General features: G+C 69.2%; 24 protein-coding genes and 1 pseudogene. 14 read left to right on the top strand and 11 right to left on the bottom strand.

The window, feature by feature from the left end; translation table 11 throughout:
• Window positions 1-37: 37 nt before the first annotated feature.
• Window positions 38-1,486, top strand: a pseudogene (locus tag KIP79_RS47435) (MFS transporter); the annotation flags it as partial.
• A complete protein-coding gene (locus tag KIP79_RS49675) occupies window positions 1,463-2,278 on the top strand; it encodes an MSCRAMM family protein (protein WP_308169924.1) in 816 nt (271 codons plus the stop codon). The pseudogene KIP79_RS47435 and the gene KIP79_RS49675, both read left to right, overlap by 24 nt.
• A gap of 81 nt (window positions 2,279-2,359) precedes the next feature.
• Here KIP79_RS49675 and KIP79_RS27810 read toward each other — a convergent pair whose 3' ends face one another.
• From KIP79_RS27810 to KIP79_RS27780, 7 genes are all read right to left on the bottom strand, one after another.
• On the bottom strand, window positions 2,360-3,250 hold the full coding sequence (locus KIP79_RS27810; protein ID WP_214107886.1) for a TIGR03620 family F420-dependent LLM class oxidoreductase: 891 nt from the start codon (window positions 3,248-3,250) through the stop codon (window positions 2,360-2,362).
• Window positions 3,247-3,717: a nuclear transport factor 2 family protein gene (locus tag KIP79_RS27805; protein WP_214107885.1), complete on the bottom strand. Its 471-nt coding sequence runs from the start codon at window positions 3,715-3,717 to the stop codon at window positions 3,247-3,249. The genes KIP79_RS27810 and KIP79_RS27805 overlap by 4 nt, the downstream gene beginning before the upstream one ends.
• 118 nt (window positions 3,718-3,835) lie before the next feature.
• Entirely contained in the window at window positions 3,836-4,228 is a 393-nt protein-coding gene (locus KIP79_RS27800; protein WP_214107884.1) for a VOC family protein, read from the bottom strand.
• Window positions 4,229-4,287: 59 nt separating this feature from the next.
• Window positions 4,288-4,902 carry an ABC transporter substrate-binding protein gene (locus KIP79_RS27795; protein WP_214107883.1) on the bottom strand — a complete coding sequence of 205 codons (615 nt, stop codon included), beginning with the start codon at window positions 4,900-4,902 and terminating at the stop codon, window positions 4,288-4,290.
• The gene (locus KIP79_RS27790; RefSeq protein ID WP_214107882.1) at window positions 4,863-5,300 is read right to left on the bottom strand and encodes a hypothetical protein; all 438 of its coding nucleotides are present in this window, start codon (window positions 5,298-5,300) and stop codon (window positions 4,863-4,865) included. The genes KIP79_RS27795 and KIP79_RS27790 overlap by 40 nt, the downstream gene beginning before the upstream one ends.
• Before the next feature lie 9 nt (window positions 5,301-5,309).
• The gene (locus tag KIP79_RS27785; RefSeq protein ID WP_214107881.1) at window positions 5,310-6,374 is read right to left on the bottom strand and encodes an ABC transporter substrate-binding protein; all 1,065 of its coding nucleotides are present in this window, start codon (window positions 6,372-6,374) and stop codon (window positions 5,310-5,312) included.
• Between the two features lie 30 nt (window positions 6,375-6,404).
• Complete coding sequence (locus KIP79_RS27780; RefSeq protein WP_250213938.1) at window positions 6,405-6,806, bottom strand: hypothetical protein; 402 nt, start codon at window positions 6,804-6,806, stop codon at window positions 6,405-6,407.
• 143 nt (window positions 6,807-6,949) lie between these two features.
• On the opposite strand from KIP79_RS27780, the gene KIP79_RS27775 reads away from it, so the two are divergent.
• Genes KIP79_RS27775 through hypE form a run of 12 tightly spaced genes read left to right on the top strand, consistent with a single transcriptional unit; the run spans window position 6,950 to window position 15,865 of the window.
• A complete protein-coding gene (locus KIP79_RS27775; RefSeq protein ID WP_214107879.1) occupies window positions 6,950-8,329 on the top strand; it encodes a hypothetical protein in 1,380 nt (459 codons plus the stop codon).
• Complete coding sequence (locus tag KIP79_RS27770) at window positions 8,326-8,853, top strand: hydrogenase maturation protease (protein ID WP_214107878.1); 528 nt, start codon at window positions 8,326-8,328, stop codon at window positions 8,851-8,853. The genes KIP79_RS27775 and KIP79_RS27770 overlap by 4 nt, the downstream gene beginning before the upstream one ends.
• Window positions 8,846-9,250, top strand: coding sequence for a hydrogenase maturation nickel metallochaperone HypA/HybF (locus tag KIP79_RS27765; RefSeq protein WP_250213937.1), 405 nt, complete (start codon window positions 8,846-8,848; stop codon window positions 9,248-9,250). Before KIP79_RS27770 ends, KIP79_RS27765 begins: the two co-directional genes overlap by 8 nt.
• On the top strand, window positions 9,247-10,287 hold the full coding sequence (locus tag KIP79_RS27760; protein WP_214107877.1) for an NADH-quinone oxidoreductase subunit B family protein: 1,041 nt from the start codon (window positions 9,247-9,249) through the stop codon (window positions 10,285-10,287). Before KIP79_RS27765 ends, KIP79_RS27760 begins: the two co-directional genes overlap by 4 nt.
• A 34-nt stretch (window positions 10,288-10,321) precedes the next feature.
• Window positions 10,322-12,118 (top strand): nickel-dependent hydrogenase large subunit, encoded by a 1,797-nt coding sequence (locus tag KIP79_RS27755; protein WP_214107876.1) that lies wholly within the window; start codon window positions 10,322-10,324, stop codon window positions 12,116-12,118.
• Window positions 12,111-12,419 (top strand): NifU-related iron-sulfur-binding protein, encoded by a 309-nt coding sequence (locus KIP79_RS27750; protein WP_214107875.1) that lies wholly within the window; start codon window positions 12,111-12,113, stop codon window positions 12,417-12,419. The genes KIP79_RS27755 and KIP79_RS27750 overlap by 8 nt, the downstream gene beginning before the upstream one ends.
• 10 nt (window positions 12,420-12,429) lie before the next feature.
• Window positions 12,430-13,044 (top strand): DUF5947 family protein, encoded by a 615-nt coding sequence (locus KIP79_RS27745; protein ID WP_214107874.1) that lies wholly within the window; start codon window positions 12,430-12,432, stop codon window positions 13,042-13,044.
• A complete protein-coding gene (locus KIP79_RS27740) occupies window positions 13,016-13,222 on the top strand; it encodes a hypothetical protein (protein ID WP_214107873.1) in 207 nt (68 codons plus the stop codon). Before KIP79_RS27745 ends, KIP79_RS27740 begins: the two co-directional genes overlap by 29 nt.
• A 15-nt stretch (window positions 13,223-13,237) precedes the next feature.
• On the top strand, window positions 13,238-13,360 hold the full coding sequence (locus KIP79_RS48600) for a DUF6893 family small protein (protein ID WP_256447496.1): 123 nt from the start codon (window positions 13,238-13,240) through the stop codon (window positions 13,358-13,360).
• A 7-nt stretch (window positions 13,361-13,367) separates the two neighbouring features.
• Window positions 13,368-13,640 carry a HypC/HybG/HupF family hydrogenase formation chaperone gene (locus tag KIP79_RS27735; RefSeq protein ID WP_214107872.1) on the top strand — a complete coding sequence of 91 codons (273 nt, stop codon included), beginning with the start codon at window positions 13,368-13,370 and terminating at the stop codon, window positions 13,638-13,640.
• A gap of 9 nt (window positions 13,641-13,649) precedes the next feature.
• Window positions 13,650-14,777 carry a hydrogenase formation protein HypD gene (hypD, locus tag KIP79_RS27730; protein WP_214107871.1) on the top strand — a complete coding sequence of 376 codons (1,128 nt, stop codon included), beginning with the start codon at window positions 13,650-13,652 and terminating at the stop codon, window positions 14,775-14,777.
• Window positions 14,774-15,865, top strand: a complete 1,092-nt coding sequence (gene hypE, locus KIP79_RS27725) for a hydrogenase expression/formation protein HypE (RefSeq protein WP_214107870.1) — start codon at window positions 14,774-14,776, stop codon at window positions 15,863-15,865. Before hypD ends, hypE begins: the two co-directional genes overlap by 4 nt.
• On the opposite strand, the gene hypF is transcribed toward hypE, so the two are convergent.
• From hypF to KIP79_RS27705, 4 genes are read right to left on the bottom strand one after another with little or no spacing between them, the layout of a single operon-like run.
• Window positions 15,795-18,107, bottom strand: coding sequence for a carbamoyltransferase HypF (gene hypF / locus KIP79_RS27720; protein WP_214107869.1), 2,313 nt, complete (start codon window positions 18,105-18,107; stop codon window positions 15,795-15,797). The two genes, hypE and hypF, sit on opposite strands and share 71 nt — an antisense overlap.
• Entirely contained in the window at window positions 18,104-18,748 is a 645-nt protein-coding gene (locus KIP79_RS27715) for a D-sedoheptulose-7-phosphate isomerase (protein WP_214107868.1), read from the bottom strand. The genes hypF and KIP79_RS27715 overlap by 4 nt, the downstream gene beginning before the upstream one ends.
• Entirely contained in the window at window positions 18,738-18,953 is a 216-nt protein-coding gene (locus KIP79_RS27710) for a HypC/HybG/HupF family hydrogenase formation chaperone (protein WP_214107867.1), read from the bottom strand. Before KIP79_RS27710 ends, KIP79_RS27715 begins: the two co-directional genes overlap by 11 nt.
• On the bottom strand, window positions 18,950-19,522 hold the full coding sequence (locus KIP79_RS27705) for a D-sedoheptulose-7-phosphate isomerase (RefSeq protein ID WP_214107866.1): 573 nt from the start codon (window positions 19,520-19,522) through the stop codon (window positions 18,950-18,952). Before KIP79_RS27705 ends, KIP79_RS27710 begins: the two co-directional genes overlap by 4 nt.
• Window positions 19,523-19,540: the final 18 nt, after the last annotated feature.

The raw sequence follows: 19,540 nt of genomic DNA, 5'->3' as shown, positions 1-19,540 counted from the left end.
CGTTCTTTGCCTGCTCAGACCCTGTATTGAGATTCGCATGGCCAATTTCTCCTCCCGCGCTGATCAGGTGGACGGCCCGTCGCGGTCGAGTGCTTTTGTGTTGGTGCTCGCCTTTGCCGGGATTGTGGTGGCGGTGATGCAGACGCTGGTGATTCCGCTGATTCCCGAGTTTCCCAAGCTTCTGGGAGCCGCGGCCGGCGACGCCACTTGGGCGATCACGGCCACGCTGCTCGCGGGCTCGGTTGCCACGCCGGTGATGGGGCGGCTGGGAGACATGTACGGCAAGCGGCGCATGCTCCTGACCAGTCTGGTTCTGCTGGTTGTCGGGTCTGTCACGTGTGCTCTCAGTGACTCGCTGGCCCCGATGGTTGTCGGTCGGGCTCTGCAGGGACTGGCGGCCGGTGTCATTCCGCTCGGGATCAGCATCATGCGCGACGAACTGCCTGCGGGCAGGCTCGGTTCCGCGATCGCGCTGATGAGCGCCTCGCTCGGCGTGGGCGGTGCCCTGGGTCTGCCGGGTGCCGCCCTCATCGCTGAGAACGCCGACTGGCACGTGCTGTTCTGGACCTCGGGGGGTCTTGGCGTCGTGGCCACCGTGCTGGTGCTGGCGCTCGTGCCCAAATCGGCGATGTGCAGTGGTGGGCGGTTCGACCTGGTCGGGGCTGCTGGGCTGTCGGTCGCGCTGGTGTGCCTGCTGTTGGCGATTTCCAAGGGCGCCGACTGGGGTTGGAGCGACCATCTCACCGTTGGCCTGTTCGCCGCAGCTGTTGTTGTGCTGCTGCTGTGGGGCTGGTGGGAGCTGCACACCAGGGAGCCGATGGTGGACCTGCGCACCACCGCACGGCGTCAGGTGCTGGTCACCAACCTTGCCTCCGGCATGCTGGGCTTCTCGATGTTCGCGATGTCCCTGGTGTTGCCGCAACTGCTGCAGCTGCCCGCCGCCACCGGCTACGGCCTGGGGCAGTCGATGCTGACCGTGGGCCTGGTCATGGCGCCGTTCGGCCTGGTGATGATGGTCCTGGCGCCCTTGTCGGCTCGCCTGTCCGCGGCCAAGGGGCCCAAGGTGACCTTGATGATCGGCGCCGTCATCGTGGCCGCGGGTTACGGCCTCAACATCGTGCTGATGTCCGAGGTCTGGCACCTCGTGCTGGTTTCCTGCGTCATCGGAGCCGGCATCGGATTCTCTTACGCCTCCATGCCCGCCCTCGTCATGAGCGCCGTGCCGGTGTCCGAGACGGCCGCCGCGAACAGCATCAACACCCTCATGCGGGCCGTCGGCACCGCCATCGCCAGCGCTGCGGCGGGTGTCGTCCTGGCTCAGATGACCACCAGGTTCGGCCCGGTCGCTCTCCCCTCCGAGGACGGCTTCCGCGTCGTCATGGCCATCGGCTGCGGCGCCGCCCTCCTCGCCTTCGTTCTCGCCGCCTTTCTTCCCCACAGGAACGCTGCGGTCACGTCGCAGGTGACCGCCCACGCCGAGCCCGTGTCCGAGCCGGTGAGCGCCACGTGGGCGGAGCCGGAGAGCGGTGTCGAGATCCGTGGCATCGTCACCGGCGACGACGGCCAGCCGGTCGAGCAGGCCACGCTGACGCTGATCGACGTGCGCGGCCACCAGCTCGGCCGGGCCCTGACCCGGGCCGACGGCGCGTACAGCGTATGGACGCCGGGCACCGGCACCTATGTCCTGATCACCTCGGCCGCTCATCGTGATCCGCAGGTGGCCACCCTTGTGGTGGGAGACCAGCCGGTCGACTTCCACCTGATCCTCACAAGCTCGAACAAGCTGACCGGCGTCGTACGCGACCTGGAGGGCAGGCGGGTGCCCAGGGCGGTGATCGTGCTGACCGACGTCCGCGGCGAGGTCGTCACCTCGGGCAGCACCGACGCGGAGGGCTCCTACAGCTTCTCCGGGGTGGTCTCGGGCGACTACACGCTCGCGGTCAGTGCGGCCTCCTACCGCCCTGCCGCTGTTCCGGTCGAGGTCAACGGCACCGGCCAGACCAGGCAGGACGTCGAGTTGCGGCCCGGCGTCCAGATCCGGGGGATCGTACGCGTGCGCGACGGCGTCCCGCTGAACGACGCGCGGGTGACGTTGCTGGACGCGGCCGGGAACGTGATCGGCACCACGACCACAGGTACGGACGGCGCGTACGCCTTCGCCGACCTGGCCGGTGGCCAGTACACCCTCATCGCCACCGGATACCCGCCCGTCGCCGACACCGTGATCATCAACGGCCGGGACGACGACCGCGACCTGTGGCTCGTGCACGCCGAGTAGACGCTCAACCTCATCGGCGCGACGCTGAGGGTGGAGCTGGACATTCAGGCCGTGCAGGGCACATCGCTGCCGTAGTAGTGATCACCCCAGAGCCTTGAGCAGGACCCTCAGGTCCTCGACGGGCAGGGGATGGTCGTTCCAGCGTGCTTCACGGTCGAGGATCTGGATGCAGACGTGGTCGGCGCCCGCTTCCACATGCGAACGGATTCGCGCGGCCACCTGTTGGGGGTCACCCCAGGCCACGAGGGCGTCGACCAGGCGGTCCGAGCCGCCGTCGGCGGCGGCGTCGGGGGTGAAGCCGAGCCGCTCCCAGTTCTGTACGTAGTTGGCTTGGCGCAGGTACACGCGCAGATAGTTTCGGGCGGTCTCGCGTGCCTGGACAGGGTCGGGCTCCAACAGGGCCATCTGCGTGGGCGCGAGAAATGCCTGGTCACCCAGTGTCTTCCTGGCTGTCTCGGTGTGCTCGGGCGTGGTGAGGTACGGGTGGGCGCCGGCGGCCCGCTCCGACGCCAGGTCGAGCATCCGGGGGCCCAGGGCGGCGAGGACTCGGGAATCGCGGCCCGCGCCGACGGCCTCGGCGTCTGAGGCGTCGAGCTCGTCGAGAAACTCGCGCATTCGGGAGAGCGGCCGGGCGTACCGGCCCTGGTGGTCGCGATCTACGAGCGAAGAGTGGCTGACGCCCAGGCCGAGCAGGAAGCGGGCCCGGTGCTCCGGTGCGAGGCGCGCCAGTTCGGACACCACCGCGGTCGCGGACATCTCCCAGATGCTGAGTATCCCGGTCGCGACAGTGACCGTCCGCGTCGCGCGGAGAAGGGCCGTCACCCGTGGGAAAGGGTTCCCGAGCCCACCGGTCAGCCACAGGGCCGAGCAGCCGGCGTCCTCGAACGCGGCGGCTGCCGTGACCGCGTCGGCCTCTCCGCGCAGCCGGAGGCCTGAAGACCAGACTCCCCAGGTGCCCACGGGCAGCGTCATGCGTTTCCCTCCTCGGGAGAGAGCACCGATCCATGCGCCAGGTCGGCGATCCAGGACACGAAGCGCCAGCCTTCCGGTGTCCTGCGGAAGCGGCCGACGTAGGTGCCGATCACGATGTGGCTGCCGGCGTCACGGCGGTAGTAGGCGACTCCCTTGAACCGTCCGTCGGCGGTGTCGCCGTGGACCTGGATCTCGGTGTTCATGAACGTGTGGAAGATCCAGGGCATGGACGTCCGGAGGCGCAAGAACTGGGCTCGGATCTCCTCATGGCCCTGACATGGCGGCCTCGCGGCGTTGATGCTGTAGACGCCGTCGGGTACCCACAGGGCGACGAGTCCGTCGAGGTCCTCGTGGCTGGGGCCCGACCATCCGCCGTCGCAGAGCGAGTGGTAGCGGGCGGCGAGAGCCTCGATGTCCCGGACCGCCTCAAGCTCCGCGAGCCGCTGGACAAGGGCGTCGGACGTCATATGGCCCCCTCACGAGCGCTCGTGCGAACCGCGCGACAGGCCCAGGTGTCGCGCGTGCCTACCTTCCGTCGCGACGATAGTCCCAGCATCCTTGTCAAGCAAGTGCTTGATTTATTGCTCAGGCCGGTCCAAGCAGGTCCCAGCGGTTGCCGGCAATGTCCAGGAACACGGCGACCTGCCCGTACGGCTCCGTACGCGGTGAGGTCACGAACTCAACACCGGCAGCCACCATTCGTCTGTGGGCGGCGTCGAAGTCGCCCACCTGGAGGAAGAACCCCACCCGCCCGGCGACCTGGTTCCCGACGACGGTGGATTGATGCTCCCCGTCCGCACGAGCGAGCAGGATGCCCGTTTCGGCACCAGGCGGCCGGACGACAACCCACCGTTTGGGACGACCGTCGTTCGTCAACGACGGTGAGTCCTCAGCCAGATCGAAGCCGAGAGCGTCGACGAAGAATTCGATTGCCGCGTCGTAGTCGTCAACGACGATGGTGACCAGGTCAATTCGCATGACTGCTGAATATAGGTAGAAGTGCGCCCCGGCCGGTCGTACCGGCCGGGGCGAGGCGCTCAGGTTGGGTTGATGAAGGCGTTGAAGTCGGGGATGAACAGAGGGGTGAGGTCGACCTCGCGTGGGAGGAGGCCGGCCTTGACGAAGGTGGGGACCTGGGACTGTTCCTGCTTGAGGAACTCGGCGTCCTGCGGGATGAGCTTGGTCGAGCCGCGGGCGTAGCCGGTCTTGATGGCGGCTTCGGAGAAGCCGAGTTTGGGAGAGAGCAGTCTGGCCTGTTCGTCGGGGTTGGCGTGGATCCAGGGGATGGTCTTGGCGACCTCGCCGATGACGGCGCCGATGGCGGCGGCCTTCTCGGCCACGGCCTTCTTGGTGGCGGTGTAGACGTAGTAGTTGTTCTGGTAGCCCTCGCCGTCGAGCAGCAGCCGGGCGCCGCTGCGGTTCTGGACGTCGGCCATGTTGGGGTCGATGGTGTAGTACGCGTCGACCTGGTCGGTTTCGAAGGCCTTGTTGGCGTCGGGCCCGGCGATCTGGACGATCGTGAAGTCGGATTCCTTCAGACCCGCCTCCGCCACCTGCTTGAGGAACTGGGTGTAGGTGTTGGTGGTCTTCAAGAAGATGATCTTCTTGCCCTTCAGGTCGGCGAACGACTTGGCCGGGCTGTCCTTGGGCACCAGGAGGGGTTGTGCGGGTTCGGCTCGGTGGTCGCCACGGCCACCACCTGGCCGCCGTTGGCGTACGAGCTGATCGCGCCGACGTCGCCCACTTCGGTGAGGTCGATCTGGCCGGCGTTGAGCGCGGCCAGCATGTCGGAGAAGACCGGGAAGTACTTGTACTCGATGCGCACGCCGGGCACCTGCGTGTCACGCGCCCACAGGGTGCTGAGGTACCCGAAGTTGCGGGGCACGCCGACGGTCACGGTGATCGGGTTGGCCGGGTCGAGTCCTTTGGACAGGTCGGCCTTGGCGGGCGCGTCCGCGGCACCGGACCCGCCTCCGCAGGCGGCGACCGAGGCGAGCAGGACGGCGGTCAGGAGGGTGATCAGGGGTCTGCGGAGAACTCGGGAAGACATGGTGGAACCTCAGTCGTTTTCGATCAGTTCTTGGGCGCGGCGCAGCGGCTCGGGGTCGATCCACTCCCGCACGTCGAAGTCGGTGGTGATGAACCCGTTCCTGAGCAGGAAGTCCTTCTGGGACTCGACCGCGGCGATCAGGTCCTCGTCGAGGGACGGGGTGAGCCGGGAGTGCAGGTCCAGGGGGTGGCCGTGGTCCACCCACTCCTCGGCCGAGCCGACCTCGGCGGCGATGATGCGCCGCGTCTCGTCGGCGTGTTCCTCGGCCCAGCGGGCGGCGCGCAGCGTGCTGGCCACGTACCGGGCGACCAGGTCGGGGCGCTGGTCGAGCAGGCCGCCGCTGACCGTGAGCGTGGCGGGGGTGATGTTGTTGACGCGCTGCGCGCGGTCCGGCAGTGCCGCGATGTCCACCACCCGTACCGCACCGAGGAACGCCTCGAAGTCGGCGCCGCGCGAGCCGGACAGGTAGACGGCGTCCACCTCGCCGCGGAGCAGGGCGATGATCTCGGCGCGGTTCAGGGTGCGCTGGTTGCGCGCGCCGAAGAGCGACCCGGTGGGGGATCCCGCCTGGCCCAGGAACGTCTCCGGCACGGCGATGTCGACGAACTTCACCTCGTCCTCGGCCAGTCCGGCGAGCGCCAGCGCGGTGTGGTAGCCGCGCAGCGCGGTCGCCCTGGTGAAGTCGATCTGGTCGTTGACCCGGTGCGGCAGCGCGAGCCGCCGGCCGCGCAGGTCCTCGGGGCCGGTGATGCCGGACTCGGGCAGGGCGAGGATCGCCTGGTATTGCTCCGCCCAGGACAGGCCGATCAGCCGGAGGTCACGGCCTTTGGACCGGGACCAGATGGGCGGGATGTTGCCGCCCTGCCGGAAGGAGTCGGCCCTGGTGTGGTCGAAGTGCGACTCCCGTACGGCGGAGTCCGCCGATTCGAGCAGCGAGGAGACCTCGATGCCGTCGGGGGCGAACTCGGCGGCGAGCAGGCCCCGGCTGATCGCGATGCTGGAGGCGGTGGGGACGGGGCAGCGGGTGTACCAGAGGCGGGTGACGTCGGTGGGGGCCGGCGGGGAGATGGTCATGCTGTTCCTCTTCGTGGTGTGATTCGGCCTTCAGCCGCGTACGGGCTCCAGGAGCCGGACTCTGGGCAGGACTTCGGTGGCGAAACGGTCTAGTTCGGCCTCCAGCGGCTGGAACTGGAGCATGAACAGCTCCACCCCGGCGTCGGCGAAGGCCCTGAGCCGCCGGGCGACGGTGTCGTAGGAGCCGACCAGGCCGGCGGCGGTGCCGCCGTTGGTGCCCACCCGGGGGACGTTCTGGTTGACCTTGAACATGGCGGCCTTTGGGTCCACCCCGGCGGCCAGCGCGGACCGGTCGTCGAGGGTGGACAGTTCCAGTAGCCGTTGGTGTTCGGTCGTGGCCTCCTCGTCGGTCGGGCGGGCGATGACGAAGGCGGCCAGGCCGGCAGGGTCCGTAGGAGGCCCTTCGGCGTCACACCTTTCATGGTGACGCATGGCCATTGGGGATGTTTGCAGCCGTCCAGATCGGCCGTCTCCCGAATCCTTTTTTTGCGCTCTCTTGCGCAGGCACCTGGCGTATAGCGGCCTATGGACAGGTATCACCTAAGCCTGTACAGGAGCGGAAGAAAGGGGCGAGCGTGGCCGCGAAAAGGATCGACGCGGTCCCCGGATTTCCGGCTGCCCAGGCGGTCGCCGATGCGATTCTGTACGAGGGCTATCTGCTGTATCCGTACCGCCGTTCCTCGGTCAAGAACCGGGTTCGGTGGCAGTTCGGGGTCCTGCTGCCGGAGCCTTGGGCGAAGGCGCAGAGGCTGGACGAACTGGTGGGCACGGGTGTGGCGGGCTCGGCCGAGTCGTGGTGGCAGCAGACCGAATGCCTGGTCAAGGCCGGGACGGACGCCACGGTCCACTGCCGTCTCCGGTTCCTGCGGCTCCGCCGCCGGACGGTGGAGAAACGCCTCCCTGACGGAACCCACCGCGAGGTCGACCAGGTCGAGGCGGGCGACCGGATGCTGCTGGGCTTCGATGAGGCGGTCCCCAAGGAATTCGATTTCCAGGTCTCCATTGGCGAACTCCTCGAAGGGGAACGCCGATTCGACATACAGATCGCCGGCTCCGAGGAGATGGAGTCGTTCACGGAAGGCCGGATTCGACGGAAAGGGTGGCCGCTGAAAGCCTCCCTCGTCATTTCGGCGGTCATCTGTGATGCCCCGTCTCTGGTCAGACTTCGCGTACGAGTCGAAAACCTAGGTAAGCAAGCCGACACGACGCGGGACGAGGCGCTACGGCACGCGCTGATCGCGTCCCACCTGCTGCTGGCCGTACCGGACGGCTGCTTCGTCTCGCTCCTGGAGCCGCCCGACTGGGCGGAGGCGGCCGCCCGCGACTGCTCGAACGTGCGCACCTTCCCGGTACTGGCGGGTGAGGTGGTGCTCTCCTCCCCGATCCTGCTCTACGACCACCCGCAGGTAGCTCCGGAGAGCCCGGGCGACCTGCACGACGCGGCCGAGATCGACGAGATCCTGTCCCTGCGCACGCTGACCCTCACCGACGCCGAGAAACGGGAGGCCCGGGCGACCGACCAGCGTGCCGCCGCGATCCTCGACCGAGTCGAGACGATGCCGCCGGAGGTGCTCACCCGCCTGCACGGCGTCGCACGCACGGTGCAACCAGCCACGCTGACCGCACCGGCGTGGTGGAGTCCCGAGGCGGACGCGGCCGTCGCTCCAGAGCACAACAGCATCGTGGTCAGCGGGAAGCCGCTGCGCCGGGGCAGCAGGGTACGGCTCCGCCCCCGGCTACGGGGCAGCGACCCCCAGGACATGTTCCTCGACGGCAGGACGGCCCGGGTCGAGGCGGTGCTGCTCGACGTCGACGGCGCCTACCACCTGGCCGTGACCTTGGAGGACGACCCGGGAGCCGACCTGAACCAGTGGTACGGACGATTCCGCTACTTCGCACCGGACGAGGTGGAACCCCTGCCCGGGAACGACGAGACCGAAGGGGACCAGGAATGAAACGGGTGCTTGTGGCGGGGATCGGCAACGTCTTCCTGGGCGATGACGGTTTCGGTGTCGAAGTCGCCAGAAGAATGGACAGAAGCACCCTCCCCCCTACCGTCGATGTCGCCGATTACGGCATCCGCGGCGTGCACCTGGCGTACGAGCTGCTCGAGGGCCGCCACCACACCTTGATCATGGTCGACGCCGTCCCGATCGAAGGCCCCCCGGGCACCCTGGCCGTGATCGAGGTGGACATGAGCCTCGACGGCGAGGACCTGCCGGGGCCCGCCCCGGTGAACGGGCACGGCATGCATCCACAGGCCGTGCTCGACCTGCTCCGCGCGCTGGGCGGCGAGGTCGAGCGGGTGCTGGTCGTGGGCTGCCACCCCGGGGTGATCGACGAAGTCATGGGCCTGTCCGCTCCCGTGGCCGCCGCCGTCGGTGAGGCGGTCCGGCTGGTGACGGAGCTGGCCAGGGAGGCGGCGGACTTCGCCGCGCAGGGGATCCAACAAATCGACGCGGAGTGTGCTGATGCATGAGATGGGGATGTGCGACGCGATCGTCCAGGCGGTCCTGAACCGGGCCGAGGGCCGGCGCGTGAGGTCGGCCCGCGTCCGCGTGGGCGGGCACCTGGGCGGGCACGAGGTCGATCCCGCCCTCATCGACCAGGGTTTCCGGGTGGCCGCCGCCGGGACACCCGCCCAGGACGCCGAGATCGAGGTCGAGGTCGTCGCCGACGAGCTGTCCATCCGGTGCCGGGACTGCGGCAACCGGGGCGGCGCCGCGGACGCGACGATGCTGGTCGCCTGTCCCCGCTGCGGCGGTGTGGACATCGAGGTGACGGGCGGCGGTGAGGTCGAAGTGGAGTCGATCACCTTCGACGAGCGCGACAGATTCGACGATGCCCCGGCCGAGCAATACGGAGGTACGCGATGACCGTCCCATCCACCGGTTTCGACGAAATCCACATCCTGTGGATATCCGAGGGCATGAGCTGCGACGGTGACACCGTCTCGGTGACCGCGGCCAAGCAGCCCGCGATCGAGGACGTGGTCAACGGCCTCATCCCCGGCCTGCCCAAGGTCCACCTGCACAACAAGGTGCTCTCGCCCAGCCTCGGCGGCGAGGACTTCCTCGCCCCGTACCGAGCCGCCGCCGGCGGCGCACTGGAGCCCTTCATCTTCGTGGTGGAGGGCTCCATCCCCAACGAGAACATCAACGGCGACGGGTACTGGACCTCGTTCGGCAACGACCCGGCCACCGGCCAGCCGATGACGCTGAACACCTGGATCGACCTGCTGGCCCCCCGGGCGTGGGCGGTGGTGGCGATCGGCACCTGCGCGACGTACGGCGGCATCCACGCCATGGCCGGCAACCCGACCGGGTGCATGGGCCTGGCCGACTACCTGGGCTGGGACTTCGTCTCGACCGGCGGCCTGCCGATCGTCAACGTGCCCGGCTGCCCGGTCCAGCCGGACAACTTCATGGAGACCCTGACCTGGGTGCTCTACCACGCCGCCGGGTCCGCGCCACCGCCCCCGCTGGACGAGCTGCTGCGCCCGCAGTGGCTGTTCGGCAAGACCGTGCACGAGGGCTGCGACCGGGGCTCCTACTACGAGCAGGGCGACTTCGCCAAGGACTACAACTCGCCCAAGTGCCAGGTGCGGGTGGGCTGCTGGGGCCCGGTCGTCAACTGCAACGTGCCCAAACGCGGCTGGATGGGCGGGCTCGGCGGCTGCCCGAACGTGGGCGGCATCTGCATCGGCTGCACCATGCCGGGCTTCCCCGACAAGTTCATGCCCTTCATGGACATGCCGCCCGGCGGCAGCCTCTCCACGATGCTCATCAAGCCGTACGGCGTGATCATCCGGCGGCTACGCGGCATCACCAACCACACGGCCAACAGAGAGCCCCGGTGGCGGCACAACCGTGAGGCGCTGACCAGCGGCTTCAACCCGCGCTGGCGTCCGTAGCGCAGTCCTCGCAGCGAGAGAAGGAGTTCGGGGGATGGCCATAGAGGAGCAGGAAGGCGTCGAGGAGGCCGCGCGCCTGGTCGAGATGTCGTGGGATCCGATCACCCGGATCATCGGCAACCTCGGCATCTACACGAAGATCGACTTCGCCAACCGGCGGGTCGTGGAGTGCCACAGCACGTCCTCGCTGTTCCGCGGCTATTCGGTGTTCATGAGGGGCAAGGACCCGCGGGACGCCGGATTCATCACCAGCCGGATCTGCGGCATCTGCGGGGACAACCACACCACCTGCTCGGTGTACGCCCAGAACATGGCGTACGGCATCAAGAGCCCCAAACTGGCGGATTGGATCATCAATCTCGGCGAGGCCGCCGAGTACATGTTCGACCACACCCTCTTCCAGGACAATCTCGTCTTCGTCGACTTCTGCGAGGCGATGGTCAGGGACACCAACCCCGGCCTGCTCAAACGGGCCAGGAACACCGAGGCGCCCAACGCCGCCATCCACGGCAAACGCACCATCGCCGACATCATGGAGGCGTTCAACCCCTTCGAGGGCGACATCTACAAGGAGGCGCTGAAGGTCAGCCGCACCACCAGGGAGATGTTCTGCCTGATGGAGGGCAGGCACGTGCACCCGTCGACCATCTACCCTGGCGGGGTCGGCACGATGCCGGGGCCGACGGTGTTCACCGACTACCTGTCCCGGCTGCTCGGCATCGTGGACTTCTTCAAGAAGGCCGTCGCGCTCAACGACGACGTCTTCGACTTCTTCTACGAGGCCCTGCCCGGATACGAGGAGGTCGGCCGCCGCCGCGTGCTGCTGGGCTGCTGGGGAGCCTTCCAGGACCCCGAGGTAGTGGACTACCGCTACGAGACGATGAACGAGTGGGGCAAGGCGATGTACGTCACCCCGGGCGTCGTCGTGGACGGCAAGCTGATCACCACCAACCTGGTCGACATCAACCTGGGCATCCGCATCCTGCTGGGCAGCTCCTACTACGACGACTGGGTGAAGGAGGAGCCCTTCGTCACCCACGACCCGCTCGGCAACCCGATCGACATCCGGCACCCCTGGAACCAGACCACCCTGCCCGCCCCGCAGCGGCGCGACTTCAACGGCAACTACAGCTGGGTGATGAGCCCACGCTGGCTGGACCAGCGCACCGGGGAGCACCTGGCGCTGGACACCGGCGGCGGCCCGTTCGCCCGGCTGTACACCACCGCGCTGGCCGGCGTGGTGGACACCCCGTACGTCAAGGCGACCGGCTCGGCGGTGCGGATCTCGCTGCCGAAGGGGGAGAGCCTGCCGGAGACCACGCTGGAGTGGCGCATCCCGCAGTGGTCCAACGCGATCGAGCGCAACCGTGCCCGGGTGTACTTCACGGCCTACGCCGCCGCCATGGCGGTGTACTTCATCGAGCAGGCGCTGGCCCGGGTACGCGGCGGGGACACCAAGGTCTTCCAGGACTTCGACGTGCCGGACGAGGCGATCGGCTGCGGCTTCCACGAGGCGGTGCGCGGGGTGCTCTCGCACCACCTGGTGATCAGGGACGGCAAGATCGCCAACTACCACCCGTACCCGCCCACGCCGTGGAACGCCAGCCCGCGTGACGAGTTCGGCACGCCGGGGCCGTACGAGGACGCGGTGCAGGACATGCCGATCTTCGAGGAGAACGGCCCGGACGACTTCAAGGGCGTGGACATCATGCGCGCGGTGCGCAGCTTCGACCCGTGCCTGCCCTGCGGGGTGCACATGTACCTCGGCAAGGGCCGCACGCTGAAGAAGCTGCACTCCCCGATGTTCGGAGCGGGGGCAGGCAATGTCTGACCGGACCCGCCTCGACGACCGGGACGTGGCCGGGCGGCTGGAGGTGCTGGACGAGCTGCTCGCGGAGCTGGAGGCGGCGCCCGTCGAGACCGCGCTGGACGCGGTGACCCTGCTCACCGAGGTGTACGGCGAGGCGCTCGCCCGCATGGTGGACCGTGCGGAGCCGGAGCTGCGCACCGCTCTGGCGGGGGACGTGCTGCTGGCGCACCTGTTCGCGCTGCACGGCATTGCGGCAGGGCAGCCCGCCACGGCCGGGCAGGCGTTCATCCCGGCCGACGCGCTGCTGCGCCGCCCGAGCTGAGGAGCGTCTGGTGCTGGAAAGGGTGATCAACCGGACGGTGACCCGCCGGCGGCGGGCGGCCGAGCCGTGCGAGCTGTGCGGCGCGCCGCTGGCGGACGCGCACTCCCACCTGCTCTCCGAGCGGGACGGGCAGCTGCTCTGCGCCTGCCGGGCGTGCAAGCTGCTGTTCGAGCGCGGCGGGGCCGGGCTGGGGCGATTCCAGCTGGTGCCCGACCGCCGGGTACGGCTGGCCGGTCCCCCACCCCAGGATCTGGGTATTCCCGTAGGTCTGGCGTACTTCGTGAAAAATCCGGACGACGTGGTTGTCGCGCACTATCCGAGCCCGGCGGGCCCCACCCGATGGGAGCTGGACCCCGCCACCTGGGAGCGCCTGACCGGCCAGTACGAGCCCCTTCGGGCGATGCGGCCACGCCTGGAGGCGTTCCTGGTGGCCGTGGTCCGGGGCATGGACGAACGGTGGCTGGTGCCCATCGACGACTGCCACCGGCTGGTCGCCCTGGTACGGGCGGAATGGAAGGGCATGTCCGGGGGCCAGGAGCTCTGGACCCGGCTCAGCACGTTCTTCGCCGAACTGGACAAGGACAAGGGAGGACGACATGGCACAGATCCGAGTGGGCAAGCCTGACGTGGCGCCCGACACCCCTTCACACACCAAGGGCGTACGCATGGGCAACGAGCGGCACGCCCGCTTCCCGCGCGGGCACCACAAGGACGGCACCGCCGACGCGCGCCGCTCCACGGGCGTGCGGCCCAAGAAGGAGAACCCGATCCTGTCCGTCATGCCGAACCTGCCCCCGGGCTGACCGATGCGAAAGGAGGTGACAGGAAACATGCGGCATCGCAAGAAGGTGCTGGGCATGCTCGCCGGCGCGGTGCTTCTCGCGCTGTTCTGGCGGGAGCTGCCGGCGATCAAGCGCTACATCAAGATCGAAAGAATGTGACACGACCATGTGCCTGGGCATTCCCGGCGAGATCATCGAACTCATCCCCGGACCGGCCGACCTGGCCACGGTGGACGTCGTGGGCGTCCGGCGGGCCATCAACATCGGCCTGCTCGGCGAAGGGGAAGTCCGCCCAGGCGACTGGGTGCTGGTCCACGTGGGCTTCGCGATGTCCAAGATCGACGAAGCGGAGGCGGCGGCCACGCTCGCCCTGCTGACCGGTCTTGGACAGGCCTACACCGACGAGCTCGAAGCGCTCGCAGAGTCAGACATCACCTGAAAGGCCGACATGCGGTTCATCGACGAATACCGCGACGCGGACAAAGCCCGGATGCTGGCCTCCCAGATCCGGGAGCTCTGTGAGCCGGGCCGCACCTACACGTTCATGGAGGTGTGCGGGGGCCACACGCACACCATCTACAAGCACGGTCTGGAGGACTATCTGCCGGAGGCCGTGACGCTGGTGCACGGCCCCGGCTGCCCGGTGTGCGTGATCCCGATGGGTCGGATCGACGACGCCATGGCCATCGCCCGCCGGCCCGAAGTGATCATGACCTCGTTCGGGGACATGATGCGGGTGCCCGGCGGGCAGGGCTCGTTCCTGGACGCCAAGGCCGCCGGCGCGGACATCCGTATGGTGTACTCGCCGCTGGACGCGTTGAAGATCGCGCGGACGAATCCGGACCGTGCCGTCGTCTTCATGGGCATCGGCTTCGAGACGACGGCGCCGTCCACGGCGATGACCGTGCTGCGGGCCGCCGCCGAGGGCATCGCCAACTTCTCCGTCTTCTGCAACCACGTGACCATCATTCCGGCCATCAAGGCCATCCTGGACTCGCCTGACCAGCGGCTGGACGGCTTCATCGGCCCCGGCCACGTGTCCACGGTGATCGGATGCCGGCCGTACGAGTTCATCGCCCGCGAGTACGGCAAGCCGCTGGTCTGCGCGGGCTTCGAACCGCTTGACGTGCTGCAGTCGATCTACCTGCTGCTCCGGCAGCTGGCCGAGGGCCGGGCCGAGGTGGAGAACCAGTACACCCGGGTGGTGCCGTGGGACGGCAACCGCCGGGCGCTTGAGGTGATCTCCCAGGTGATGGAGCCCCGGCCGTACTTCGAGTGGCGGGGGCTGGGGTTCATCTCGCACTCGGCGCTGCGCATGCGGGAGGCGTACGCGGCCTTCGACGCCGAACGGATCTTCGAGGTGCCCGGAGTCCGGGTGGCCGATCCCAAGGCGTGCCAGTGCGGGGAGGTACTCAAGGGCGTGCTCAAACCGTGGGAGTGCAAGGTCTTCGGTACGGCCTGCACGCCCGAGACGCCGATCGGCACCTGCATGGTCTCCTCGGAGGGGGCCTGCGCCGCGTACTACAACTTCGGCCGGTTCACCCGGCGCCGGATCAAGGAGACGAGCCGTACATGACCGTCAATGGGGCCGCGCATCCGTCCCGGGAGGAGCAGGTGCTGGCGCGGATCGAGCGCGCCCGCCGCCGCAGGCCCAAGGTCAGGGAGGAGCGGATCACGCTGGCCCACGGCGCGGGCGGCAAGGCGACCCGGGCGCTGGTCGAGGCCGTCTTCGTGGACGCCTTCCGCAACCCCGCGCTCGAGCCGCTGGCCGACGGCGCCGTGCTCGACGTCAAGGGCGGGCGCGTGGTGTTCACCACGGACTCCTTCGTGGTGAACCCGCTGTTCTTCCCCGGCGGGAACATCGGCGACCTCGCGGTGAACGGGACGGTCAACGATCTCGCGGTCTGCGGGGCGCGCCCGCTCCACCTGTCGGCCGGGTTCATCCTGGAGGAGGGCTTCCCCGTCGCCGAGCTGCGCCGGATCGCCGAGTCCATGGCGGAGGCGGCCGCGCTCGCGGGCGTGCAGGTGGTGACCGGGGACACCAAGGTGGTGCAGCGCGGCAAGGGCGACGGCTGCTACGTGACCACCTCGGGGATCGGGGTGCTGGAGCGGGAGATCACGCTGGGCGAGCCGACGGTACGGCCCGGCGACGTGGTGATCGTCTCCGGGCCGATCGGCGAACACGGGATCACGGTCATGGTGGCCCGCGGCGAACTGGACATCGAGGCGGACCTCGCCTCGGACACCGCGGCCGTGCACGACCTGGTGGCGACGCTGCTGGACGCCGTGCCGGTCCGGGTGATGCGGGACGCCACGCGCGGCGGGGTGGCGACCGTGCTCAACGAGATCGCCCAGGCCGCCGGGCTGACCGTCGTGGTCGACGAGGCGGCGGTGCCGGTGCGTCCCGTCGTGACCGGGGCCTGCGAGCTGCTCGGCCTGGATCCGCTGTACGTCGCCTGCGAGGGCAGGTTCGTGGCCGTGGTGGACGGTGAGTACGCCGACGCCGCCGTGGACGCGCTGCGCGGGCACACCCTCGGCGAGGGGGCCGCCGTGGTGGGCGTGGTGGAGGAGGATCCCGCCGGGCTGGTGCTGCTCAGGACCGCGTTCGGGGGGACCCGGATCGTGGACATGCTGGTGGGGGATCCGCTGCCCCGGATCTGCTGACGGCGGCGGCGACCACCGCCTGACCAAGGGAGATGCCGCCATCCCCCGGCGGCACCCTTGAGTGCACGAGCACCCGCAGGCCGTGCTGTTCCAGTCCGGACACCGTGCGTTCCAGCAGCAGGACGTTCTGGAAGACGCCGCCAGAGAGCGCGATCGTGGTCAGGCCGGTCCGTTCGCTCAGCGTTCGTACCGCGCGGACGACCGCGGCGGCCAAGCCGTTGTGGAACCTCGCGGCGATCTGCCCGACAGGGACCCCCTTCAGCACATCCTCGGCCGCGGCCTGGACCAGATCGCTTCCCGCGATGATCAGCTCGTCCACCCGTGCCGGGTAGGCGCCCGATTCGCCGAGGTCCACCCGTGCTTCCAGATCGGCCGCCGCCTGGCCTTCATAAGAGATGGTGTCGCGCACACCCGCGACCGCTGCCACGGCGTCGAACAGGCGGCCGGCGCTGGAGGTGAGCGGGGAATTCATCCCGGTTCGCGCAAGGGTGACCACCGCCGCCCATCGATCGCGATTCCGCCGCACGACCGGCAGTTCCGGCACGGCGTCCCCGTAGATCTGGTCCAGGTAGGCGGCGGCCATGCGCCAGGGCTGGCGGATCGCCGCGGTCCCGCCCGGCATGGGTACCGCCGCCAGATGACCCGCCCGGTGGTAGCTCGTGAGATCGGCGACGAGCAGTTCCCCGCCCCACAGCGTGCCGTCCTCGCCGTAGCCGAGGCCGTCGAAGGCCACACCGATCACCTGGCCGTCGTACCCGTTGTCGGCCAGGCAGGCCGCGATGTGGGCGTGATGGTGCTGGACTGCCACCAGGTCTTCCTGCCGTTCCCGGGCATACTTCGTGGACAGGTACTCCGGATGCAGGTCGTGGGCGATCACCGCCGGGCGTACGCCGAAGAGCCGGCAGAAGTGCTCGATGCCCTCGGTGAACGACCGCAGGGTCTCGTAGTTCTCCAGGTCGCCGATGTGGTGGGACAGGAACGCCCGCGTCCCCTTGGCCACGCAGAAGGTGTTCTTCAGCTCGGCCCCGCAGGCCAGCACCGGCCTCGGGAACGGCCACGGCACGGTGACCGGGGACGGGACGTACCCACGGGAACGGCGGATGGGCAGCTCCCTGCCACGGAAGACCCGCACCAGCGAGTCGTCGGCGCGCACCTGGATGCGCCGGTCGTGCACCAGGAACCCGTCGGCGACCCCCGACAGCCGCTTCCTGGCGTCCACGTCCTCGAAGACGACCGGTTCGTCCGAGAGATTGCCGCTGGTCAACACGAACGGCCGGGCCAGCTGATCGGCGAGCAGGTGGTGCAGCGGCGTGTACGGCAACATCACCCCCAACTCCCGGCTACCCGGGGCCACCCCCGCGGCCAGTACCGCGTCGGTACGGCGGGCGGCCAGCACGATGGGACGGCGGACGCTCGTGAGCAGCCGTTCCGCCGCCGGTTCGAGGTGGACCAGTTTCCTGGCCTCCGCCAGATCAGGCGCCATCACGGCGAACGGCCGGTCCTCCCGGCGTTTACGTCCCCGCAGCCTGGCCACCGCCCGTTCGTCGTCGGCGAGTACAGCCAGGTGATAGCCGCCCAGCCCTTTCACCGCCAGGACGCGCCCTTCCCGCAGCCAGGCCGCCGCGGTGGTGATCGCATCCCCCGGCAGGGCCACCCCATCGGCTCCCACCAGGCGCAACACCGGCCCACAGGCCGGGCAGCAGACCGGTTGCGCGTGGAACCGCCGGTCTCCCGGATCGTGGTACTCCGCCGCGCAGTCGGCACACATCGCGAACTCCCCCATCGTCGTGGTGTGCCGGTCATACGGAACGCCGGTGACGATGGTGAAACGCGGCCCGCAGTTCGTGCAGTTGGTGAACGGATGGCGGTAACGGCGGCAACCGGGATCGGCGACCTCGGCCAGGCACTCGGCACAGGTCGCCGTATCGGGGGCGACCAGAACCTCACGGACGGCTCCCGGCTCGCTGCCGACGATACGGAACCCCGTCTCCCCGATCGGTTCCCTCACCTCGACGGCCACCTCGGCCACCACGGCCAGGGGTGGCGCCTGCCGCCGCAGGTCCGACACGAAACCGTCCAGCGCCGGGCGCGGCCCCTCGGCCTCGATGAACACGCCCCCGGCGTCGTTGCCGACGAAACCCACCAGGTGGTACGCGCTCGCGAGGCCGTACACGAAGGGGCGGAACCCCACCCCCTGGACCAGCCCGTGGACCCGCACCCGGATTCGCTCCGGGTGGGTCATTCCGTCAGCGCCTGCTGCGTCAGCTCCCACAGCACGTGATAAAGCGTGATCTGTGCCTCCTGGATCCGGTGCACCGACGCGGACGGCACCACGAACAGATGCTCAACCCGCCCGTCCCGCGCCATCTTGCCGCCGTCATAGCCCACCAGACCGACGGTGATCATGCCTCGCCGGCGTGCCTCCTCCAAGGCGTTGAGCACGTTGGGCGACCCGCCGCTGGTCGACAACCCGACCGCGATGTCCCCCGGGCGGCCGAGCGCGGCCAGTTGCCGGGCGAACACCAGGTCGTAGCCGACGTCGTTGGAGAGCGCCGTGAGCACGGCCACGTCCTGCGCGAGCGCCAGCGCCGGAACCGGCTGCCCGGCCGCCGGAGGACGGGCGAAGGTCTGCGCGAGATCCTGGGCGTCCGTGCTGCTGCCCCCGTTGCCGAACGCGAACAGCCGCGCGCCCGCTCCGAACGCCGCGGCCATCGCCTTGGCGCAGGCCGCCAGGCCTTCCCCGTGCAGCGCGGCCATCGACCGGCGCAGCGCGACGATCTCGGCGATCTTCTCCTCGGTGGACGCGCGGGCCTGCGCGAGCACGTCCGCGCCGTTGGCGGTGCCGTACAGGAAGGGGTAGAGCATGGCGAAGTCACTGGTCATCGCAGTGCGCCCCCGTGACCGCGATGGCCTCCTTGGCGTGTACGAGCACGACGTCACCTGGCCGGGCGTCCACCAGGGCCACGCTGACCTCCTCCGTCCCGCACCCGGTCTCGACCTCGGCCAGGCCGTCCCCCAGCAGCCGCAGCACGCGCGCCGGCACCGCCTGGTCGGAGCAGGTGAGGCAGACCTCGGGCTGCTCGGTCATCGGGCGCCCTCCGGTTCCGGCTGCTCCAGGAAGACATGCGTCAGCTCCCACAGCAGGTGATAGATCGTCATATGAACCTCCTTGACGACCAGCGGATCGTCGGACCGCACGACCAGCAGGTGATCCACCGGCTCCGCCGGAACATCCCGCTCGCCGCGAAGCCCCACGGTGAGCAGGCCCGACTCCCTCGCCACCGCCAGGCCGCGCAGCACGCCGGCGCACTGCCCGAACCCCATGGCGATGTCCTCCGGGGAAGCCAGCAACCTTAGCTGACCGGCGAAGATGTCATCCAACCCCGTCGAACCGGCGATACCCGTCACGATCGCCACATCGTTGGTCAACGAGACAGCCGGAAGCGCCTGCTTCCCGACGATGACCGGATGAACGAACTCCACCGCCACATGCTGGGCATCGGTAACGGCCCCACCGCTACCGAACACGATCAGTTTGCCGCCCCGCCGGAACCGCACCGCCATGTCCTGGCAAGCCCGCAGCACCTGATCCACGTCCTCGACCAGCACACTCCCAGGCCCCACCCGCCGCTCCAAGGCGGCAGCAACCTCGTCCATTTCCCGTCCTATGAGCCG

Origin of the sequence: Acrocarpospora catenulata (assembly GCF_018476525.1) — a bacterium.
In the GTDB taxonomy this organism is placed as follows: Bacteria; Actinomycetota; Actinomycetes; order Streptosporangiales; family Streptosporangiaceae; genus Acrocarpospora; species Acrocarpospora catenulata.
Note: the sequence above shows the minus strand (reverse complement) of the source record. Positions and strands in the feature narration are given on the sequence as shown.

Bases quoted from the DNA above. Each gene is read 5' to 3' on its own strand.
- KIP79_RS27810 (WP_214107886.1), bottom strand. From the start codon at position 3,250: ATGACGCTGCCCGTGGGCACCTGGGGAGTCTGGTCTTCAGGCCTCCGG.
- KIP79_RS27805 (WP_214107885.1), bottom strand. From the start codon at position 3,717: ATGACGTCCGACGCCCTTGTCCAGCGGCTCGCGGAGCTTGAGGCGGTC.
- KIP79_RS27800 (WP_214107884.1), bottom strand. From the start codon at position 4,228: ATGCGAATTGACCTGGTCACCATCGTCGTTGACGACTACGACGCGGCA.
- KIP79_RS27790 (WP_214107882.1), bottom strand. From the start codon at position 5,300: ATGTCTTCCCGAGTTCTCCGCAGACCCCTGATCACCCTCCTGACCGCC.
- KIP79_RS27785 (WP_214107881.1), bottom strand. From the start codon at position 6,374: ATGACCATCTCCCCGCCGGCCCCCACCGACGTCACCCGCCTCTGGTAC.
- KIP79_RS27780 (WP_250213938.1), bottom strand. From the start codon at position 6,806: ATGCGTCACCATGAAAGGTGTGACGCCGAAGGGCCTCCTACGGACCCT.
- KIP79_RS27770 (WP_214107878.1), top strand. From the start codon at position 8,326: ATGAAACGGGTGCTTGTGGCGGGGATCGGCAACGTCTTCCTGGGCGAT.
- KIP79_RS27765 (WP_250213937.1), top strand. From the start codon at position 8,846: ATGCATGAGATGGGGATGTGCGACGCGATCGTCCAGGCGGTCCTGAAC.
- KIP79_RS27760 (WP_214107877.1), top strand. From the start codon at position 9,247: ATGACCGTCCCATCCACCGGTTTCGACGAAATCCACATCCTGTGGATA.
- KIP79_RS27755 (WP_214107876.1), top strand. From the start codon at position 10,322: ATGGCCATAGAGGAGCAGGAAGGCGTCGAGGAGGCCGCGCGCCTGGTC.
- KIP79_RS27750 (WP_214107875.1), top strand. From the start codon at position 12,111: ATGTCTGACCGGACCCGCCTCGACGACCGGGACGTGGCCGGGCGGCTG.
- KIP79_RS27740 (WP_214107873.1), top strand. From the start codon at position 13,016: ATGGCACAGATCCGAGTGGGCAAGCCTGACGTGGCGCCCGACACCCCT.
- KIP79_RS27735 (WP_214107872.1), top strand. From the start codon at position 13,368: ATGTGCCTGGGCATTCCCGGCGAGATCATCGAACTCATCCCCGGACCG.
- hypD (WP_214107871.1), top strand. From the start codon at position 13,650: ATGCGGTTCATCGACGAATACCGCGACGCGGACAAAGCCCGGATGCTG.
- hypE (WP_214107870.1), top strand. From the start codon at position 14,774: ATGACCGTCAATGGGGCCGCGCATCCGTCCCGGGAGGAGCAGGTGCTG.
- hypF (WP_214107869.1), bottom strand. From the start codon at position 18,107: ATGACCCACCCGGAGCGAATCCGGGTGCGGGTCCACGGGCTGGTCCAG.
- KIP79_RS27715 (WP_214107868.1), bottom strand. From the start codon at position 18,748: ATGACCAGTGACTTCGCCATGCTCTACCCCTTCCTGTACGGCACCGCC.
- KIP79_RS27710 (WP_214107867.1), bottom strand. From the start codon at position 18,953: ATGACCGAGCAGCCCGAGGTCTGCCTCACCTGCTCCGACCAGGCGGTG.
- KIP79_RS27705 (WP_214107866.1), bottom strand. From the start codon at position 19,522: ATGGACGAGGTTGCTGCCGCCTTGGAGCGGCGGGTGGGGCCTGGGAGT.